This window comes from Castellaniella sp. UC4447_H14, assembly GCF_052978285.1.
In genome coordinates this window covers 405,716-422,944 of the sequence record NZ_CM129666.1, presented here as the reverse complement: position 1 = coordinate 422,944, position 17,229 = coordinate 405,716, and the positions used below count along the sequence as shown (strand labels likewise).

Here is a 17,229-nt window from a genome sequence, read left to right as displayed (position 1 = left end):
TTCTTCATGCGCACAGACATCGCCCAAACCATTCACCGGCAGGACTACAGCCCCTACCCATACCGCCTGCCCACGGTGCGCCTGGAATTCGACCTGGATGCCCAGACCACCCGCGTCACCTCCGAACTGAGAATAGAGCCGGTCGGCCCCGGACCCGCCCCCTTGGTGCTGCACGGCAAAGATCTGGAGCTCGTGGAAATCGAGCTGAACGGACAGGCTCTGAAGCCCGGCGACTATCAACTGGACGACGAAACGCTGCGCCTGACGCCTCCCGAGGCAAACCAGCCCTTCAGCCTGCGTATCACCAGCCTGTGCCATCCGGTGCTGAATACCAAACTGATGGGCCTGTACGTATCCGGTGACAGTCTCTTCACGCAGTGCGAGGCACAGGGATTTCGCCGCATCACCTGGTTCCCGGACCGTCCCGACGTGATGTCGCGCTACGAAGTCGTCCTGCGCGGCGATCCGGAGGCTTTCCCGCTGATGCTCTCCAACGGCAACCTGATCGAGCAGACCCGCCTGGCCGACGGTCGCCAGCAAGCCCTGTGGCGCGACCCTCATCCCAAGCCCTGCTACCTGTTCGCGCTGGTGGCCGGCGACTTCGACTGTCTGGAGCGCACTGAAATCACGCGCAGTGGACGCACGGTCCTGCTGCAGGTCTACAGTGATCGCGGCTACCGCGAACAGACCCACTGGGCGCTGGACTGCCTGGCCCGGGCCCTGCACTGGGACGAACGGCGCTTCGGGCTGGAACTGGACCTGGATCGGTTCATGGTCGTCGCAGCGCGTGACTTCAATATGGGGGCCATGGAAAACAAGGGCCTGAACGTCTTCAACGCCGCCTATGTCCTGGCCGATCCGGCCACAGCAACGGATACCACGTACCGGCGCATCGAGGCGGTCATCGGCCACGAGTACTTCCATAACTGGACCGGCAACCGCGTCACCTGCCGCGACTGGTTCCAGCTCTCGCTGAAAGAAGGGCTGACCGTCTTCCGGGAACAGGAGTTCTCGGCAGACATGCTGGCCGATGGTCTCGCCGACCGGGCGGCGGCCAGCGCACGGGCCGTCAAACGAATCGAGGACGTCCACACGCTGCGGCTGGCCCAATTTCCCGAGGATGCCGGCCCCATGGCCCATCCCATTCGCCCGGACAGCTATCAGGAAATCGCCAACTTCTATACAGCCACCGTGTATGAAAAAGGCGCCGAAGTCATCCGAATGCAGCACACGTTGCTCGGAGAAGAGGGTTTCCGCGCAGGCATGGACGAATATTTTCGCCGCCACGACGGGCAGGCAGTCACCTGCGACGATTTCGTGGCTGCGATGGAATCGGTCTACAAGGCGCAGAATCCGGGGCACGATTTTTCCGTCTTTCGCCGCTGGTACCAGCAGGCCGGGACCCCGCGCGTGCGGGTACAGACGCATTACGATGCCGCCGCACGCCATCTCCAGATCACGCTGTCGCAACATTGTGCATCCGTCGGCCTGGAAACCCGCCAGATCCCGTCCATGGACAAGCCGCCTTTGCACATTCCATTCGCCATCGGTCTGCTCGACGAATCCGGCCGCCCCATGACGCTGCGAATGCAAGGCGCTGAACAAGACACCCTGATCCTGGAACTGCGGCAGGCCAGCCAGTCCTGGACGCTGGAGGATATCCCCGCCCGCCCCGTCCTGTCGCTGTTGCGCGGCTTTTCTGCGCCCGTGATTATCGAAGCGAACCGCAGCACAGACGACCTTGCCGTCCTCGCGCGCCACGATACCGACCCGTTTGCACGCTGGGACGCGACCCAGGAGGTCGCCCACCGCTATCTGTCGGATGGCATCCGCGCGCACCGCGCCAACACGGCCAGGCCCGACCCGGCGCCGCTGCTGGCCGTCTGGCGCGCCGCACTGGATGACGGAACCTTGTCGCCGGCGTACAAGACGCAGCTCCTCACGCTGCCGGCCCAACGCGAAGTCATCGAACGCAACGAACCGCTGGACCCGCAAGCCGTGGTCGCAGTCTGGATCCACGCCCAACAAACGCTGGCCACCGGACTGGCGATGCAATGGCAGCAGACCTACGAATCCCTGGACGGCGGCGATACGCCGTATTCGCCGGATCCCGTGGCGGCAGGCCGCCGCAGCCTGCGTAATCTGGCACTGGATTATCTGGCTGCCACGCCGGCGCCCCAGGCCATCGAACAAGCGCGCGCGCAATATCAGAACGCCCGCAACATGACCGAGAGCATGGGCGCCCTGACCGTGCTGCTGAATCACGCGCCGCAGCATTGCGACGACCTGCTCGAACAGTTCCACGCGCGCTGGCACGAGGACCCCCTCGTCCTCGATCGCTGGTTCGGTGTGCAGGCGAGCGCCCGATCCCGTACGGTGGCCGACGTGCGCGCCCTGATGGCGCTGCCGGACTTCTCGCTGCGCAACCCGAACCGAGCCCGCTCCGTCATCTTCCGCTTCTGCCTGGAGAACTTCAGTGCACTGCATACGCCGGAAGGCTATGATTTCTGGGCCGAGCAGGTGCTGGCACTGGACCAGCTCAACCCCGAGGTCGCCTCGCGCCTGTCGCGCGCGTTCGACAACTGGTCGCGCCACGAACCCACCGCCCGCGGCGGCATGCAGGCGGCGCTCCGGCGCGTTCGCGAGCACCCCGGGCTCTCCCGCAACGTGCGCGAAATCGTGTCCAAGGCACTGGACGCCTGACCCCATACCGGCAACAAAAAGGACCCTCACTTGAAACACAAAACTCTGACGCAATACCTGGTCGAGCAACAGCGGCAGCACCAGTCGGTCTCCGCCGACGTCCGCCTGCTGCTCGAAACCGTTTCGCGCGCCTGCAAGGCGATCAGCACCACCATCGGCAAAGGTGCCCTGGGCGGCGTCCTGGGCAGCCTGGGCACCGAGAACGTCCAGGGCGAGATACAGAAAAAACTGGATGTGCTGACCAACGAAATCCTGCTCGAGGCCAACGAATGGGGCGGCAGTCTCGCGGCCATGGCATCCGAGGAAATGGAGACCATCCACCGCATCCCCGACGACTACCCACGAGGCCAGAACCTGCTGCTGTTCGATCCGCTGGACGGCTCATCCAACATTGATGTGAACGTCTCGATCGGAACCATCTTTTCCGTGCTGCAGGTGCCGCCCGACGCGGCTGGCCGGGAAGTCACCGAAGCGGACTTTCTCCAACCCGGGACTCGGCAGGTCGCGGCGGGCTACGCCATCTACGGTCCACAGACCATGCTGGTGCTGACGGTCGGAGCGGGCGTCATGGGATTCACGCTGGACCACGAAATGGGATCATGGCTGATGACCCACGAAAACATCCGCATCCCCGAGCAGACCGCCGAATTTGCCATCAACATGTCGAACATGCGGCACTGGGACAACCCCGTGCGCCGCTACATCGAGGAATGTCTCCAAGGCGAAACCGGCCCCTGCGGCAAGAACTACAACATGCGCTGGATCGCGTCCATGGTGGCCGACGTGCACCGGATACTGACGCGCGGCGGGGTCTTCATGTACCCGCGCGACGCGCGCAAAGGCGGTCAGAAGGGCAAGCTGCGCCTGATGTACGAGGCGAACCCGATGAGCTTCCTGATCGAACAGGCGGGCGGCCGCGCCACGGACGGCCATGGCCGGATCCTGGATATCCAGCCGCAGGCGCTGCACGAGCGAACCGGTGTCATTCTTGGTTCACGCGAAGAAGTCGACCGCCTCACCGCCTACCACCAGAACGCTTGAATGTTGGGCCCGGGCTGCGATAGCGGCGGGTGCCGGGCGACCCGCCAGCCCGCGCACCCACGGCCGCCTCGCGGCGGCGTTCGTGCAGGCGGGCGCTGCCGGTGCGCCCGGCACCCTGGGCTCTACTCGGCGATCAATCCAGCGTCAGAACCGTCGCCCCGGTGGTGTGGCGGCTCTTGAGCGCTTCGTGGGCCAGCCCCGCGTCCTTCAGTGCGAACCGTTGACCGATGACCACATTCAGCTTGCCGCTGGTCACCAGGTCGAACATTTCACTGGCAGCCGCCTGCATGGCCTGGGTGGTCGCCACGTAAGCATGCAGGATGGGGCGGGTCACATACAGGGATCCCTTGGCGGCCAGGATTCCGAGATTCACGCCCTCGACCGGACCGGACGCGTTCCCGAAACTCACCATCAGCCCGCGCGGCTGCAGACAGTTCAGTGACGTCTCCCAGGTGCTCTTCCCCACGCCGTCGTAAACCACCGGGACCTTTTTCCCATCGGTGAGTTCCGCCACCCGCGCCGCCACATCTTCCCGGGTGTAATCGATGACCTCCCAGGCGCCATGCTGGCGCGCGAGCGCTGCCTTTTCAGGCGACGAAGCCGTGCCGATCAAGCGCACCCCCAGTGCCCGCGCCCACTGACACGCAATCAGCCCCACGCCGCCGGCGGCCGCATGAAACAGAATGGTTTCGCCGCCCTTGAGGCGATAGGTCTGGCGAAACAGATATTGCACGGTCAGGCCTTTCAGCATGAGCGCGGCCGCCTGCTCAAAGCTGACGGAATCCGGAATGGCGACGACGTTCGAGGCCGGCACGTTGCGCACGTCGGCATATGCGCCAAGGGGACTCTGCCCGTAGGCCACGCGATCGCCGACGCGCAGATGGGTGACCGCCGAGCCGACCTCCTCGACGACGCCGGCCGCCTCCATACCCAGGCCATGGGGCAGCTCATGAGGATACAGCCCCGTGCGACAATAGATGTCGATGAAATTCAGTCCGATGGCCTTCTGGCGGATCCGAATCTCGCCGGGGGCAACCGGCGGCACATCGACCTGTGCCAGATGCATGACCTCCGGGCCGCCATGCTGCTCCAAGCGAATGACCTGAGCTTTTTCCACTGTCTTATCCTCCGGCCCGCGCGGGCCCTGTTTTTCGTCCATCGACCAGACTAGCATGAATCCCCGCCAAGCTCAGATCGCCATCCACGTGACGGCCGTGCTGTTCGGATTGACCGGTATCTTTGGCGAACTGATCCAGGGAAGCGCAACACTGATCACCGCAGGCAGGGCGTCGTTCGCCACGGTGACACTGCTGCTCTTCATGCTGCAGGCCAGACATCGTCCGAGCGCGCCGGCGCCCCACCGCCGGCCGATCTGGGTACTGCTGCTCGCAGGCGTGCTGCTGGCCATTCATTGGACGACCTTCTTCGTGGCAGTCAAGATCGGCGGCATCGCCATCGCCACGCTGGGATTCGCCAGCTTTCCGGCGTTCATCACCCTGTTCGAAGGGTTCCTGTTCAAGGAGCGCACGCGTGCGTCCGAATGGGCGGTGGTGCTGCTGGTGACGGCCGGCCTGGTGCTGGTGACGCCTTCTTTCGATTTCCGCAACCAGGCCACCATAGGCCTGGGGTGGGCCATCGTTTCAGGACTGTCCTTTGCGCTGTTTACACTCGCCAACCGCAAAGCGGTCACCCAGGTGCCGGCACGTGAACTCGCGGCTTGGGAGAACCTGGTCGTCGCAACGCTCACACTGCCCTGGTGCCTGGGCGAATTCACCACGCTCCGGGCCGTGGATTGGCTCTGGATCTTCATGCTGGGCGTATTCTGCACGGCGCTGTCGCATTCGCTGCTGGTTTCCTGCCTGGCAAAACTGAAGGCGCGAACCGCTGGCATCGTGCTCGCGCTCGAACCCGTCTACGCCATCCTGTTTGCGGCCATCCTCTTCGCGCAATACCCTTCTGTCCGCGCCTTGATCGGCGGCGCCCTCATTATCGGAGCCATTGTCTGGTCCGGCACTCGCCACACTGAAGGCCCCGCCGCACCGCCCGCCGCAGTGAGCCCCGCCCGTACAGATTGACGGGGTCTGCCGCCCATTGGGCGGCGGCGCTACCGGATCGGGCACTCGCGTTAAAATCACCTGTTCACCCTCCACCCTCTTCGATACGACACATCATGTCCGGACACAGCAAATGGGCAAACATCCAGCACCGCAAAGGGCGCCAAGACGCCAAGCGCGGCAAGCTCTGGACCAAGATCATCCGTGAAGTCACCGTCGCTGCGCGCGCCGGCGGACCGGACCCGGACGCCAATCCGCGTCTGCGACTGGCCTGGGACAAGGCCACCGCCGCCAATATGCCCAAGGACAACATCGTGCGCGCCGCCCAGCGGGGCTCGGGCAATGCGGAGGACGCCAACTATGAAGAGATCCGCTACGAAGGCTACGGCATAGGCGGCGCGGCCGTGATCATCGATTGCATGACGGACAACCGCCAGCGCACCGTATCCGAGGTCCGCCACACGCTCACCAAGAACGGGGGCAACCTGGGGACCGACGGCTCCGTGTCCTTCATGTTCAAGCACTGCGGCCAATTCCTGTTCGCGCCAGGGACCTCCGAAGACAAGGTCATGGAGGTGGCCCTGGAGAACGGCGCCGAGGACGTTCAGTCCGACGACGAAGGCATGATCGAGGTGACTTGCGAGCCGGCCCAATATCCTGCGCTCAAGCAGGCTTTCGATGCAGCCGGCCTGGTGCCCGAAGTTCACGACGTGGTCATGAAAGCGCTGTCGGAGGTCCTGCTCCAGGGCGAAGATGCCGAACGCATGCAAAGAATCATCGACCTCCTCGAGAGCCTGGATGACGTCCAGGATGTCTACACCACCGCCGTTTTCGACGAAACGGCATGAAGCTGCTGGTCATCGGTGCGGGCGGCCGTGAACATGCCCTGGCTTGGCGTCTGGCGCAGTCCCCCCGAGTCCAGAAGGTCTATCTGGCTCCCGGCAACGGCGGCACGGCCAACCGGTACCCATTGGAAAATCTGCCACTGCAGGATACGGACGCCCTCGTCGCCTTTGCGCAGCAGGAAAGAGTCGGCCTGACAGTGGTGGGCCCCGAGGCCCCTCTGGCGGACGGCATCGTGGATGCGTTCCGCGCGGCAGGCCTCCTCATCTTCGGGCCAACGCGCGAAGCGGCACAACTCGAAAGCTCGAAGGACTACGCAAAATCCTTCATGCAGCGCCACAACATCCCCACTGCAGCCTCACGCACCTTCACGGACGCCGATGAAGCCCGAGCCTACATCCAGGCACACGGCGCGCCCATCGTGGTCAAGGCCGACGGCCTGGCGGCCGGCAAGGGCGTCGTCGTCGCATTGGCGCTGGATGATGCGCTGCAGGCGATCGACCATATGCTGGGTGCCGACGGCAGGTTCGGCGCAGCGGGGGCTCGCGTGGTCGTGGAAGACTATCTCGAAGGCGAAGAAGCCAGCTTCATCGTGATGTGCGACGGCCAGCATGTGTTGCCGCTGGCGACCAGTCAGGACCACAAGCGGTTGCGGGATGGTGACGCCGGTCCCAACACGGGCGGCATGGGCGCCTATTCGCCGGCCCCTATCGTGAGCCCGGCCCTGCACAACCGCATCATGCGCGAAATCATCCAGCCGGCCATCCACGGAATGGCGCGCGACGGCATCCCCTATACGGGGTTCCTCTACGCGGGACTGATGATCGGCGACGGCCTGGATGCCACGCGCAGCCTGAAGGTTCTGGAGTTCAACTGCCGCCTGGGCGACCCCGAAACGCAGCCTATCATGCTGCGCATGAAAAGCGACTTTTCCGAAACGCTCGAACACGCTGTCCATGGCACGCTGGATCAGGCCGAAATCGTCTGGGATCGGCGGGCCGCGGTGGGCGTAGTCCTGGCGGCGGCCGGCTACCCGGACGCCCCTCGCAAAGGCGATGCCATCACGGCCCTGGCCCCCGACACGGATTCCTGCATGACCTTTCATGCAGGGTCGACCGTTCACGACGGGAAGCTCGTCACCAACGGCGGACGCGTCCTCTGCGTCACGGCCTTGGGCGATTCCATCCGCCGCGCACAGCAAGCTGCCTATGACGCGGTCAATCTCACGCTGTTCGAGGGGCGCCAGTATCGCCGCGACATCGGCTGGCGGGCATTTACCGATCATTCCCGACACGACTAGGAGCATCCATGCACGTCCCTGTCGATAGCGTCCACGAGTTTCTCGCCACGCTCCAGGAACGCATCGTCCATGCGCTGGAAGACCTGGAAGGCAGCGCCTTCGGTCACGACCCGTGGACACGTCCGGAAGGCGGCGGCGGCCTCACGCGCTACTGCGAAGGGGGCCGGCTCTTCGAACGCGCGGGCGTGCTGTTCAGCCACGTGCGCGGCCGTACGCTGCCGCCTTCGGCCAGCGCCCACAGGCCCGAATTGGCGGGGCGAAGCTGGGAAGCCATGGGAGTTTCCATGGTGCTGCATCCCCGCAATCCTCACGTTCCCACCACCCATATGAACGTGCGGATGTTCGCGGCGCACGGGGCCAGCCCCGACCAGGACGTCTTCTGGTTCGGCGGCGGGCTGGACCTGACGCCCTATTACGCCGTGGAAGCTGACGTACGCCATTTTCACCGGGTCTGCCACGACGCCGTCGCCCCCTTTGGCGAGGACAAATACCGCCACTACAAGGCCTGGTGCGACGAGTACTTCCTGCTGCGCCATCGCCACGAGACACGCGGCGTGGGGGGCCTCTTCTACGACGACCTGAATACTCCCGATTTCGAGACCTGCTTCGCGCTGACCCGCGCGGTGGGGGATTGCTTCCTGCCGGCCTACCTGCCCATCGTCCGGGCGCGCATGGACACGCCCTATGGCGACCCCGAGCGGGCCTTTCAGGCCTACCGCCGCGGACGCTATGTCGAGTTCAATCTGGTCTACGACCGGGGGACGCTGTTTGGCCTGCAGTCCGGCGGCCGTACCGAATCCATCCTGCTGTCCATGCCGCCGCAGGCGCAATGGCGCTACGACTGGACCCCGGAACCCGGCTCGGCCGAGGCCGAGCTGGCAGCCTATCTCAAACCCCGAGAATGGCTCTAGCCCCCGAAATCGGGCTTCTGGGCGGCAGCTTCGATCCCGTCCATCGCGCCCACATCGCGCTCGCGCTTGCCGCCCTGGACACGCTGGCATTGGACCACGTGGAGCTGCTGCCCGCCGCCCAGCCCTGGCAGCGCAGCACGCTGAACGCCAGCCCCGAGCACCGATTGCGCATGCTCGAGCTTGCATGCCGCGACGAGCCGGGCCTGCAAGTCAACCCGCTGGAACTGGAGCGCGCGGGCCCCACCTACACCCTCGACACGCTGCGGGCCCTGCCCCAGGGGCCTCGCTATACCTGGATCATGGGTGCCGACCAGTTGGTGAACTTCTGTACCTGGCACGATTGGCGCGAAATCATCCGACTCGTTCGACTGGCCGTGGCTCAGCGCCCGGGTACGCCATTGACCACGCCACCGGCACTCGCCAAAGCCTTGCCTGCCGGCGCACTGCAACTGATTCCCTTCACCGCCCGGAACATTTCCGCCACCTCGATTCGACGATCGCTGGCCGCAGGCCGGCCGGCGGATGATATGCTGGATCCGCGTGTGCTGGACTACATTCACGTCCATCAGCTCTATCGACACCGGTGACCTCACCAGCCCGACATCCTATTCTCATGAACCTGCAAAAACAGCAACGCCTCATCATCGACGCCCTGGAAGACACCAAGGCCCAGGACATCAAGGTCTTCAACACCATGGAACTGACCAGCCTGTTCGATCGCGTCATCATCGCCAGCGGCACCTCCAACCGCCAGACGCGCGCCATCGCTCACCACGTGGCCGACCGGGCCAAGCAGGGAGGCCTGAGTGTCCTTGCCTTCGAAGGAGAGGATACGGGCGAGTGGGTGCTGGTCGACCTGGGCGACATCGTCGTCCACTGCATGCAGCCTGCCATCCGCAGCTATTACAATCTGGAGGAGCTTTGGGGCTCAAAGCCGGTCCGCGTGAAGCTTTTGCCCACGGGCACGACGCCGTGGGACGGTGACATGGCCTCTGCCGCCCGATGAGACTCCGGGTGATCGCGGTCGGCACCCGAATGCCCGACTGGGTGCAGGCTGCCTGGCATGATTTCGCCAAGCGCATGCCCAAGGATTGCGCGCTGGAACTGCACGAGATCAAGGCGGATGCTCGCACACAGGGCCGGACGGTGCCGCAAATGATGCACGCCGAAGCACAACGCATCGAGGCCGCGATCCCCGCCCAAGCCCTGCGCGTCATTCTGGACGAGCACGGACAGGACGTCACCACGATGGCGCTGGCTGGGCACCTGAAGGCCTGGCAGGCGACAGGATCGGACGTCGCACTCATCATCGGCGGGCCCGACGGCCTGGATCCGGCATTGAAGCAGACGGCACGGGAGACTCTGCGGCTCTCCTCGCTCACGCTGCCCCACGCCATGGTAAGGGTCCTGCTCGCGGAGCAAATCTATCGGGCCTGGAGCATTCTTGCCGGGCACCCCTATCACCGCGCCTGAATGCCTGTGCAGGCCCTCACGGGTTTTCCAGCCAGTGACTGCAGGCCCGCAGCGGACGGCCAACCAATTTAAAGCGAATCATGCATCCCTTCATCCTGCTTGCCTCGGGCAGCCCCCGGCGTCACGAGATCCTGGACCAGCTGGACATTGCCCATGGAATCCTTCGCGTCCCCTCTCCCCAGGGAGAGGACGAACCGTCCCTCCCGGGTGAACGGCCCGAAGATTACGTTCGCAGGACCGCCCTAGAAAAAGCGCAGCGGGCCCGCGCCTGGCTGGCCAAAGGCGGGAAGCCGGAACAGATCCCGGAGCAGTGGCCCGGAAATTGGTCAGAAGCGCCGATTCTGTGCGCCGACACCACCGTCATCCTGGACGGCCAGGTACTGGGAAAGCCCGTCGATCTGTCAGACGCGGCGGCCATGCTGGCAAAGCTGTCGGGCCGCCACCATGTGGTCCATACGGCGGTCGTAGTGGCCGCACACGGCGAGCTGCGAGAAACAGTCAGCGTCAGCGAGGTGACCTTCAGGCCGCTGAGCGTGCAGGACATCCGCGATTACTGCTCCAGCGGCGAACCGCTGGGAAAAGCCGGCAGCTACGCCATTCAGGGGCGCGCCGCGGCGTTCATCCGCCACCTGTCCGGCAGCCACAGCGGAGTCATGGGTCTACCAGCCTTCGAAACGACCGAGCTGCTGCGGGGACTGTAGTAACGGGGCCCCCAGCCCGGCCTCCGCGCGGCACAGTCCTTCTCCGCGTGCCGGCCGGTACGTTCTGACGGAGCCGTCAGCCAGTGCCGGCCGATCCGAAGACCCAGGCGCGTGAGCCCAAAAGACAAAGCCCCTGCAGTATACGCTGCAGGGGCTTTGGGCGATAAGAGCCTGACGATGACCTACTTTCACAGATGTTCATCCACTATCATCGGCGCAAAGGCGTTTCACGGTCCTGTTCGGGAAGGGAAGGAGTGGGTCCACCTTGCTATGGTCGTCAAGCATAACGGGTTGCGGGCGGGCCCTCTGACGGGGGCCGGCTCGCGCAATTGGAAGAAGCGCAACACAGGTTTGCAAAATCAGCGGCCGCTGTCCCTGGGGCAGCGACACGCACACACGCGCATCCTTTGTCACCCTCGGTGTCCGGTGCGCGCGACCTCCACGGGGGAGCGCGCGCGGGGATCAACCGCAAGGTTATAGGATCAAGCCGCACGGGCCATTAGTACTGGTTAGCTGCGCGCGTTGCCGCGCTTCCACACCCAGCCTATCAACGTCCTGGTCTCGGACGACCCTTCAGGGGGGTCAAGCCCCCGGGATACCTAATCTTCAGACGAGTTTCACGCTTAGATGCCTTCAGCGTTTATCTCTTCCGCACATAGCTACTCGGCAATGCCATTGGCATGACAACCGATACACCAGCGGTGCGTCCACTCCGGTCCTCTCGTACTAGGAGCAGGCTCCGTCAAGTATCCAACGCCCACGGCAGATAGGGACCAAACTGTCTCACGACGTTTTAAACCCAGCTCACGTACCTCTTTAAATGGCGAACAGCCATACCCTTGGGACCGGCTACAGCCCCAGGATGAGATGAGCCGACATCGAGGTGCCAAACTCCCCCGTCGATATGAACTCTTGGGAGGAATCAGCCTGTTATCCCCAGAGTACCTTTTATCCGTTGAGCGATGGCCCTTCCATTCAGAACCACCGGATCACTATGACCTGCTTTCGCACCTGTTCGACTTGTCAGTCTCACAGTCAAGCACGCTTATGCCATTGCACTATCAGCACGATTTCCGACCGTACCTAGCGTACCTTCGTACTCCTCCGTTACACTTTAGGAGGAGACCGCCCCAGTCAAACTGCCCACCATGCACTGTCCCCAACCCGGATAACGGGCCAAGGTTAGAACCGCAAACAGACCAGGGTGGTATTTCAAGGGTGGCTCCACCGCATCTGGCGACACGGTATCAACGCCTCCCACCTATCCTACACAGGCCGGTTCACAATTCAATGCAAAGCTACAGTAAAGGTTCATGGGGTCTTTCCGTCTAGCCGCGGGTAGATTGCATCATCACAAACATTTCAACTTCGCTGAGTCTCAGGAGGAGACAGTGTGGCCATCGTTACGCCATTCGTGCAGGTCGGAACTTACCCGACAAGGAATTTCGCTACCTTAGGACCGTTATAGTTACGGCCGCCGTTTACCGGGGCTTCGATCAAGAGCTTGCACCCCATCACTTAACCTTCCGGCACCGGGCAGGCGTCACACCCTATACGTCGACTTTCGTCTTGGCAGAGTGCTGTGTTTTTAATAAACAGTCGCAGCCACCGATTCACTGCGGCCCCTTCGTGCTCAAGGCGCGAGCCTCTCACACTACCAGGGCATACCTTCTCCCGAAGTTACGGTATCAATTTGCCGAGTTCCTTCTCCTGAGTTCTCTCAAGCGCCTTGGAATATTCATCCCGTCCACCTGTGTCGGTTTGCGGTACGGTCTCGTGAGACTGAAGCTTAGAGGCTTTTCCTGGGACAACTGCCAATGAGTCCAGAGGCCTAAACCTCTGTCCAGCCACACCCTTGAATCCCGCGCCCGGATTTACCTAAGCGCCTTCTATGGTGCAGCAACGGGGACATCCAACACCCCGATCACCTTTCATCATCCGTCCCCCCATCGCATCTCACGACGGTGCTGGAATATTAACCAGCTTCCCATCAGCTACGCATCTCTGCCTCGCCTTAGGGGCCGACTCACCCTGCGCCGATGAACGTTGCGCAGGAAACCTTGGACTTACGGCGAGGGGGCTTTTCACCCCCTTTATCGCTACTCATGTCAGCATTCGCACTTCTGATACCTCCAGCAACCCTTACGAGTCACCTTCACAGGCTTACAGAACGCTCTCCTACCACGCACGCTTGCGCATGCATCCGCAGCTTCGGTAACTGGCTTGAGCCCCGTTACATCTTCCGCGCAGGACGACTCGATCAGTGAGCTATTACGCTTTCTTTAAAGGATGGCTGCTTCTAAGCCAACCTCCTGACTGTCTGTGCCTTCCCACTTCGTTTCCCACTTAGCCCGTTTTAGGGACCTTAGCTGGCGGTCTGGGTTGTTTCCCTCTTGAGTCCGGACGTTAGCACCCGGTGCTCTGTCTCCCACGCTGTACTTGCCGGTATTCGGAGTTTGCCATAGGTTGGTAAGTCATCATGACCCCCTAGCTATAACAGTGCTCTACCCCCAGCAGTAATCACGTGAGGCACTACCTAAATAGTTTTCGGAGAGAACCAGCTATCTCCAGGTTTGTTTAGCCTTTCACCCCTATCCACAGCTCATCCCCTAACTTTTCAACGTTAGTGGGTTCGGTCCTCCAGCACGTGTTACCGTGCCTTCAACCTGGCCATGAATAGATCACCTGGTTTCGGGTCTACACCCAGCGACTGAGACGCCCTGTTCGGACTCGCTTTCGCTACGCCTTCCCTATTCGGTTAAGCTTGCCACTGAATGTAAGTCGCTGACCCATTATACAAAAGGTACGCCGTCACCCCACAAGGAGGCTCCGACTGTTTGTATGCATACGGTTTCAGGATCTATTTCACTCCCCTTCCGGGGTTCTTTTCGCCTTTCCCTCACGGTACTGGTTCACTATCGGTCGATCACGAGTATTTAGCCTTGGAGGATGGTCCCCCCATGTTCAGACAGGATTTCACGTGTCCCGCCCTACTTGTCTGACGCCTAGTTCCACCGACTCGATTTCGTCTACAGGGCTATCACCATGCTACGGCCGGCCTTTCCAGGCCGTTCGACTATCGAATCTGCTAAATCGTCAAGGCTGCTCCGGTTTCGCTCGCCGCTACTGCCGGAATCTCGGTTGATTTCTGTTCCTCGAGCTACTGAGATGTTTCAGTTCGCTCGGTTCGCCCCGTTGACCTATGTATTCAGTCAACGGTACAGCATCGCTGCTGTGGGTTTCCCCATTCGGACATCTGCGGATCAAAGCTTGTTTGCCAGCTCCCCGCAGCTTTTCGCAGGCTACAACGTCCTTCATCGCCTGTGATCGCCAAGGCATCCACCATATGCACTTATTCGCTTGATCCTATAACTTTGCAGTTGCTAGGATTTTGAGTGTCGCGTGTTTGTGCCGTCTAATTCCATCAAGGTCAAGTCGCGTCCATCCAAGGAGGGGCACGACTCAATTTGTCTTGAGAACTTAAACAATTGATTTTGCAATCACAACCCGTAGTCACCGCGCGCTCACACTTAAGTGAACTCACAGCTTCTACATTGTTGTGCTTCTTCCAGATTGTTAAAGAACATGGTCACCGTCGGACGCCGCCCCGCCAAGGGGTGCGCCTTCCAGTCAGAAGCGCTCGCCTTCTCATCCCAAGAGACAAGCGCTCGTGACTAGAGCTTGGATGGTCCGCCTCGCCGACGCGCGGCGTTGGTGGAGGATAACGGGATCGAACCGATGACCTCCTGCATGCAAAGCAGGCGCTCTCCCAGCTGAGCTAATCCCCCGAAACCCATCGCCGCCAAGCGCGACCCGGCGCGCGCGCCCCCCGCCACCTTGCGAAGGACCCCGTGCGTGTGCGCTTGCCGCGAGAAACGGTGGTGGGTCAAGATGGATTCGAACCATCGACCCCCGCCTTATCAAGACGGTGCTCTAACCGACTGAGCTACTGACCCCGCGTCTTCGTCTCCGGGCAGACAGCGCCCCGGGGCCGTGGACTTGCAGACCATGTGACTGTCAACAGCCGATAAGCGTGAGCGCTTGCGCCAACCCGTGAGCCGGGCTTTGAGGCAACGTTCTTAAAGGAGGTGATCCAGCCGCACCTTCCGATACGGCTACCTTGTTACGACTTCACCCCAGTCATGAATCTCACCGTGGTAAGCGCCCTCCTTGCGGTTAGGCTACCTACTTCTGGTGAAACCCACTCCCATGGTGTGACGGGCGGTGTGTACAAGACCCGGGAACGTATTCACCGCGACATGCTGATCCGCGATTACTAGCGATTCCGACTTCACGCAGTCGAGTTGCAGACTGCGATCCGGACTACGATCGGGTTTCTGAGATTGGCTCCGCCTCGCGGCTTGGCAACCCTCTGTCCCGACCATTGTATGACGTGTGAAGCCCTACCCATAAGGGCCATGAGGACTTGACGTCATCCCCACCTTCCTCCGGTTTGTCACCGGCAGTCCCATTAGAGTGCCCAACTCAATGTGGCAACTAATGGCAAGGGTTGCGCTCGTTGCGGGACTTAACCCAACATCTCACGACACGAGCTGACGACAGCCATGCAGCACCTGTGTTCCAGTTCTCTTGCGAGCACTGCCAAATCTCTTCGGCATTCCGGACATGTCAAGGGTAGGTAAGGTTTTTCGCGTTGCATCGAATTAATCCACATCATCCACCGCTTGTGCGGGTCCCCGTCAATTCCTTTGAGTTTTAATCTTGCGACCGTACTCCCCAGGCGGTCAACTTCACGCGTTGGCTGCGCTACTGAGGTTAATAAACCCCAACAGCTAGTTGACATCGTTTAGGGCGTGGACTACCAGGGTATCTAATCCTGTTTGCTCCCCACGCTTTCGTGCATGAGCGTCAGTATCATCCCAGGGGGCTGCCTTCGCCATCGGTATTCCTCCACATCTCTACGCATTTCACTGCTACACGTGGAATTCTACCCCCCTCTGACGTACTCTAGCCCGGTAGTTAGAAGTGCAGTTCCAAGGTTAAGCCCTGGGATTTCACACCTCTCTTTCCGAACCGCCTGCGCACGCTTTACGCCCAGTAATTCCGATTAACGCTTGCACCCTACGTATTACCGCGGCTGCTGGCACGTAGTTAGCCGGTGCTTATTCTGCAGGTACCGTCATCGAGCCGGGTTATTCGCCCGTCCCATTTCTTCCCTGCCAAAAGTGCTTTACAACCCGAAGGCCTTCATCGCACACGCGGGATGGCTGGATCAGGGTTGCCCCCATTGTCCAAAATTCCCCACTGCTGCCTCCCGTAGGAGTCTGGGCCGTGTCTCAGTCCCAGTGTGGCTGGTCGTCCTCTCAAACCAGCTACGGATCGTCGCCTTGGTAGGCCTTTACCCCACCAACCAGCTAATCCGATATCGGCCGCTCCAATAGTGAGAGGTCTTGCGATCCCCCCCTTTCCCCCGTAGGGCGTATGCGGTATTAGCCACGCTTTCGCGTAGTTATCCCCCGCTACTGGGCACGTTCCGATACATTACTCACCCGTTCGCCACTCGCCGCCCGGGAGCAAGCTCCCTGCGCTGCCGTTCGACTTGCATGTGTAAAGCATCCCGCTAGCGTTCAATCTGAGCCAGGATCAAACTCTTCAGTTCAATCTCTGTTTTGTGTACTTCCCATCTACCGAAGTAGAACGGGTCATACGTTCGCTATGCATCACTCAAAAAGAAAAAGACAAAGATTGATAACTCAACCTTACTTCTTCATTTCTGTATGCGTGAGCACTTGCTTTGCTGTGCCTGTGACCAGGTCCAGGGTCGGTCAAGCGCCCACACTTATCGGCTGTTAAGTTGTTAAAGAACGATTCTGCGGTCAAGCAGAGAAGCGAGATTATGAAGGACTTAACCGATCCTGTCAAGTGCCACCGGGGCGGCAAACCGTGGAAAAACCAACCCCCCCACGCCCTGCCCACTACCACCCGGAAAGCGCCCAAAGACCCGAAAAACCAGACCTTCAAACCTTGCCGTCGAGCCCGAGATTAAAACACGAAACGCGTCCCAAGGTCAAACCCGAAAACCGCCGCGGCTCGCGCCGCGCTCCCCGCCGCGGCGCCATCGTCGATCGGGCAAAAATGCCTGCAGATCAATGACTTGCGCCTGTGTCGTCCGGGTTAACCCGGGCGGCCGTGCCGCGAAGAGACCGAACTATAGCACGCTTGTTTCAGCCCGCGCAAGCGGG

At 61.6% G+C, this 17,229-nt stretch carries 11 protein-coding genes, 2 tRNA genes and 3 rRNA genes; 10 read left to right on the top strand and 6 right to left on the bottom strand.

What is annotated here, in order from left to right; all coding sequences use genetic code 11:
• The first annotated feature begins 6 nt into the window (after positions 1-6).
• Both pepN and ACVCMJ_RS01940 read left to right on the top strand, forming a co-directional pair.
• Entirely contained in the window at positions 7-2,703 is a 2,697-nt protein-coding gene (pepN, locus tag ACVCMJ_RS01945) for an aminopeptidase N (protein ID WP_447079780.1), read from the top strand.
• 30 nt (positions 2,704-2,733) lie between these two features.
• Positions 2,734-3,744 carry a class 1 fructose-bisphosphatase gene (locus ACVCMJ_RS01940; protein ID WP_447079779.1) on the top strand — a complete coding sequence of 337 codons (1,011 nt, stop codon included), beginning with the start codon at positions 2,734-2,736 and terminating at the stop codon, positions 3,742-3,744.
• 133 nt (positions 3,745-3,877) lie between these two features.
• Here the strand turns inward: ACVCMJ_RS01940 and ACVCMJ_RS01935 are convergent, their stop codons facing one another.
• Positions 3,878-4,903: a quinone oxidoreductase family protein gene (locus ACVCMJ_RS01935; protein WP_447082641.1), complete on the bottom strand. Its 1,026-nt coding sequence runs from the start codon at positions 4,901-4,903 to the stop codon at positions 3,878-3,880.
• A gap of 13 nt (positions 4,904-4,916) precedes the next feature.
• Here ACVCMJ_RS01935 and ACVCMJ_RS01930 point away from each other — a divergent pair, with 13 nt between their 5' ends.
• From ACVCMJ_RS01930 to ACVCMJ_RS01895, 8 genes are all read left to right on the top strand, one after another.
• Positions 4,917-5,819, top strand: coding sequence for a DMT family transporter (locus ACVCMJ_RS01930; RefSeq protein ID WP_447079778.1), 903 nt, complete (start codon positions 4,917-4,919; stop codon positions 5,817-5,819).
• 95 nt (positions 5,820-5,914) lie between these two features.
• Positions 5,915-6,646: a YebC/PmpR family DNA-binding transcriptional regulator gene (locus tag ACVCMJ_RS01925; protein WP_447079777.1), complete on the top strand. Its 732-nt coding sequence runs from the start codon at positions 5,915-5,917 to the stop codon at positions 6,644-6,646.
• Positions 6,643-7,941 (top strand): phosphoribosylamine--glycine ligase, encoded by a 1,299-nt coding sequence (gene purD, locus ACVCMJ_RS01920; RefSeq protein WP_447079776.1) that lies wholly within the window; start codon positions 6,643-6,645, stop codon positions 7,939-7,941. The genes ACVCMJ_RS01925 and purD overlap by 4 nt, the downstream gene beginning before the upstream one ends.
• Positions 7,942-7,949: 8 nt before the next feature.
• Positions 7,950-8,852, top strand: a complete 903-nt coding sequence (gene hemF, locus ACVCMJ_RS01915) for an oxygen-dependent coproporphyrinogen oxidase (protein WP_447079775.1) — start codon at positions 7,950-7,952, stop codon at positions 8,850-8,852.
• Positions 8,843-9,439 (top strand): nicotinate (nicotinamide) nucleotide adenylyltransferase, encoded by a 597-nt coding sequence (nadD, locus tag ACVCMJ_RS01910; RefSeq protein ID WP_447079774.1) that lies wholly within the window; start codon positions 8,843-8,845, stop codon positions 9,437-9,439. The genes hemF and nadD overlap by 10 nt, the downstream gene beginning before the upstream one ends.
• Positions 9,440-9,465: 26 nt before the next feature.
• The gene (rsfS, locus tag ACVCMJ_RS01905; protein WP_447079773.1) at positions 9,466-9,858 is read left to right on the top strand and encodes a ribosome silencing factor; all 393 of its coding nucleotides are present in this window, start codon (positions 9,466-9,468) and stop codon (positions 9,856-9,858) included.
• Complete coding sequence (gene rlmH, locus ACVCMJ_RS01900; protein ID WP_447079772.1) at positions 9,855-10,325, top strand: 23S rRNA (pseudouridine(1915)-N(3))-methyltransferase RlmH; 471 nt, start codon at positions 9,855-9,857, stop codon at positions 10,323-10,325. Before rsfS ends, rlmH begins: the two co-directional genes overlap by 4 nt.
• A gap of 80 nt (positions 10,326-10,405) precedes the next feature.
• A complete protein-coding gene (locus ACVCMJ_RS01895) occupies positions 10,406-11,026 on the top strand; it encodes a Maf family protein (protein ID WP_447079771.1) in 621 nt (206 codons plus the stop codon).
• Positions 11,027-11,195: 169 nt separating this feature from the next.
• Here ACVCMJ_RS01895 and rrf read toward each other — a convergent pair.
• From rrf to ACVCMJ_RS01870, 5 genes are all read right to left on the bottom strand, one after another.
• Positions 11,196-11,308 (bottom strand): 5S ribosomal RNA (gene rrf / locus ACVCMJ_RS01890).
• A gap of 196 nt (positions 11,309-11,504) precedes the next feature.
• Positions 11,505-14,392 (bottom strand): 23S ribosomal RNA (locus ACVCMJ_RS01885).
• A gap of 346 nt (positions 14,393-14,738) precedes the next feature.
• Positions 14,739-14,814 (bottom strand) — tRNA-Ala (locus tag ACVCMJ_RS01880).
• Between the two features lie 91 nt (positions 14,815-14,905).
• Positions 14,906-14,982, bottom strand: a tRNA-Ile gene (locus ACVCMJ_RS01875).
• A 125-nt stretch (positions 14,983-15,107) separates the two neighbouring features.
• Positions 15,108-16,646, bottom strand: a 16S ribosomal RNA gene (locus tag ACVCMJ_RS01870).
• Together the 16S, 23S and 5S rRNA genes with 2 tRNA genes alongside form the textbook arrangement of a ribosomal RNA operon.
• Between the last annotated feature and the right edge of the window lie 583 nt (positions 16,647-17,229).

Coding starts and splice junctions, on each gene's coding strand:
- ACVCMJ_RS01895 (WP_447079771.1), top strand. CDS start 10,406: ATGCATCCCTTCATCCTGCTTGCCTCGGGCAGCCCCCGGCGTCACGAG.
- ACVCMJ_RS01935 (WP_447082641.1), bottom strand. CDS start 4,903: ATGGACGAAAAACAGGGCCCGCGCGGGCCGGAGGATAAGACAGTGGAA.
- pepN (WP_447079780.1), top strand. CDS start 7: ATGCGCACAGACATCGCCCAAACCATTCACCGGCAGGACTACAGCCCC.
- ACVCMJ_RS01930 (WP_447079778.1), top strand. CDS start 4,917: ATGAATCCCCGCCAAGCTCAGATCGCCATCCACGTGACGGCCGTGCTG.
- rsfS (WP_447079773.1), top strand. CDS start 9,466: ATGAACCTGCAAAAACAGCAACGCCTCATCATCGACGCCCTGGAAGAC.
- rlmH (WP_447079772.1), top strand. CDS start 9,855: ATGAGACTCCGGGTGATCGCGGTCGGCACCCGAATGCCCGACTGGGTG.
- nadD (WP_447079774.1), top strand. CDS start 8,843: ATGGCTCTAGCCCCCGAAATCGGGCTTCTGGGCGGCAGCTTCGATCCC.
- purD (WP_447079776.1), top strand. CDS start 6,643: ATGAAGCTGCTGGTCATCGGTGCGGGCGGCCGTGAACATGCCCTGGCT.
- ACVCMJ_RS01925 (WP_447079777.1), top strand. CDS start 5,915: ATGTCCGGACACAGCAAATGGGCAAACATCCAGCACCGCAAAGGGCGC.
- hemF (WP_447079775.1), top strand. CDS start 7,950: ATGCACGTCCCTGTCGATAGCGTCCACGAGTTTCTCGCCACGCTCCAG.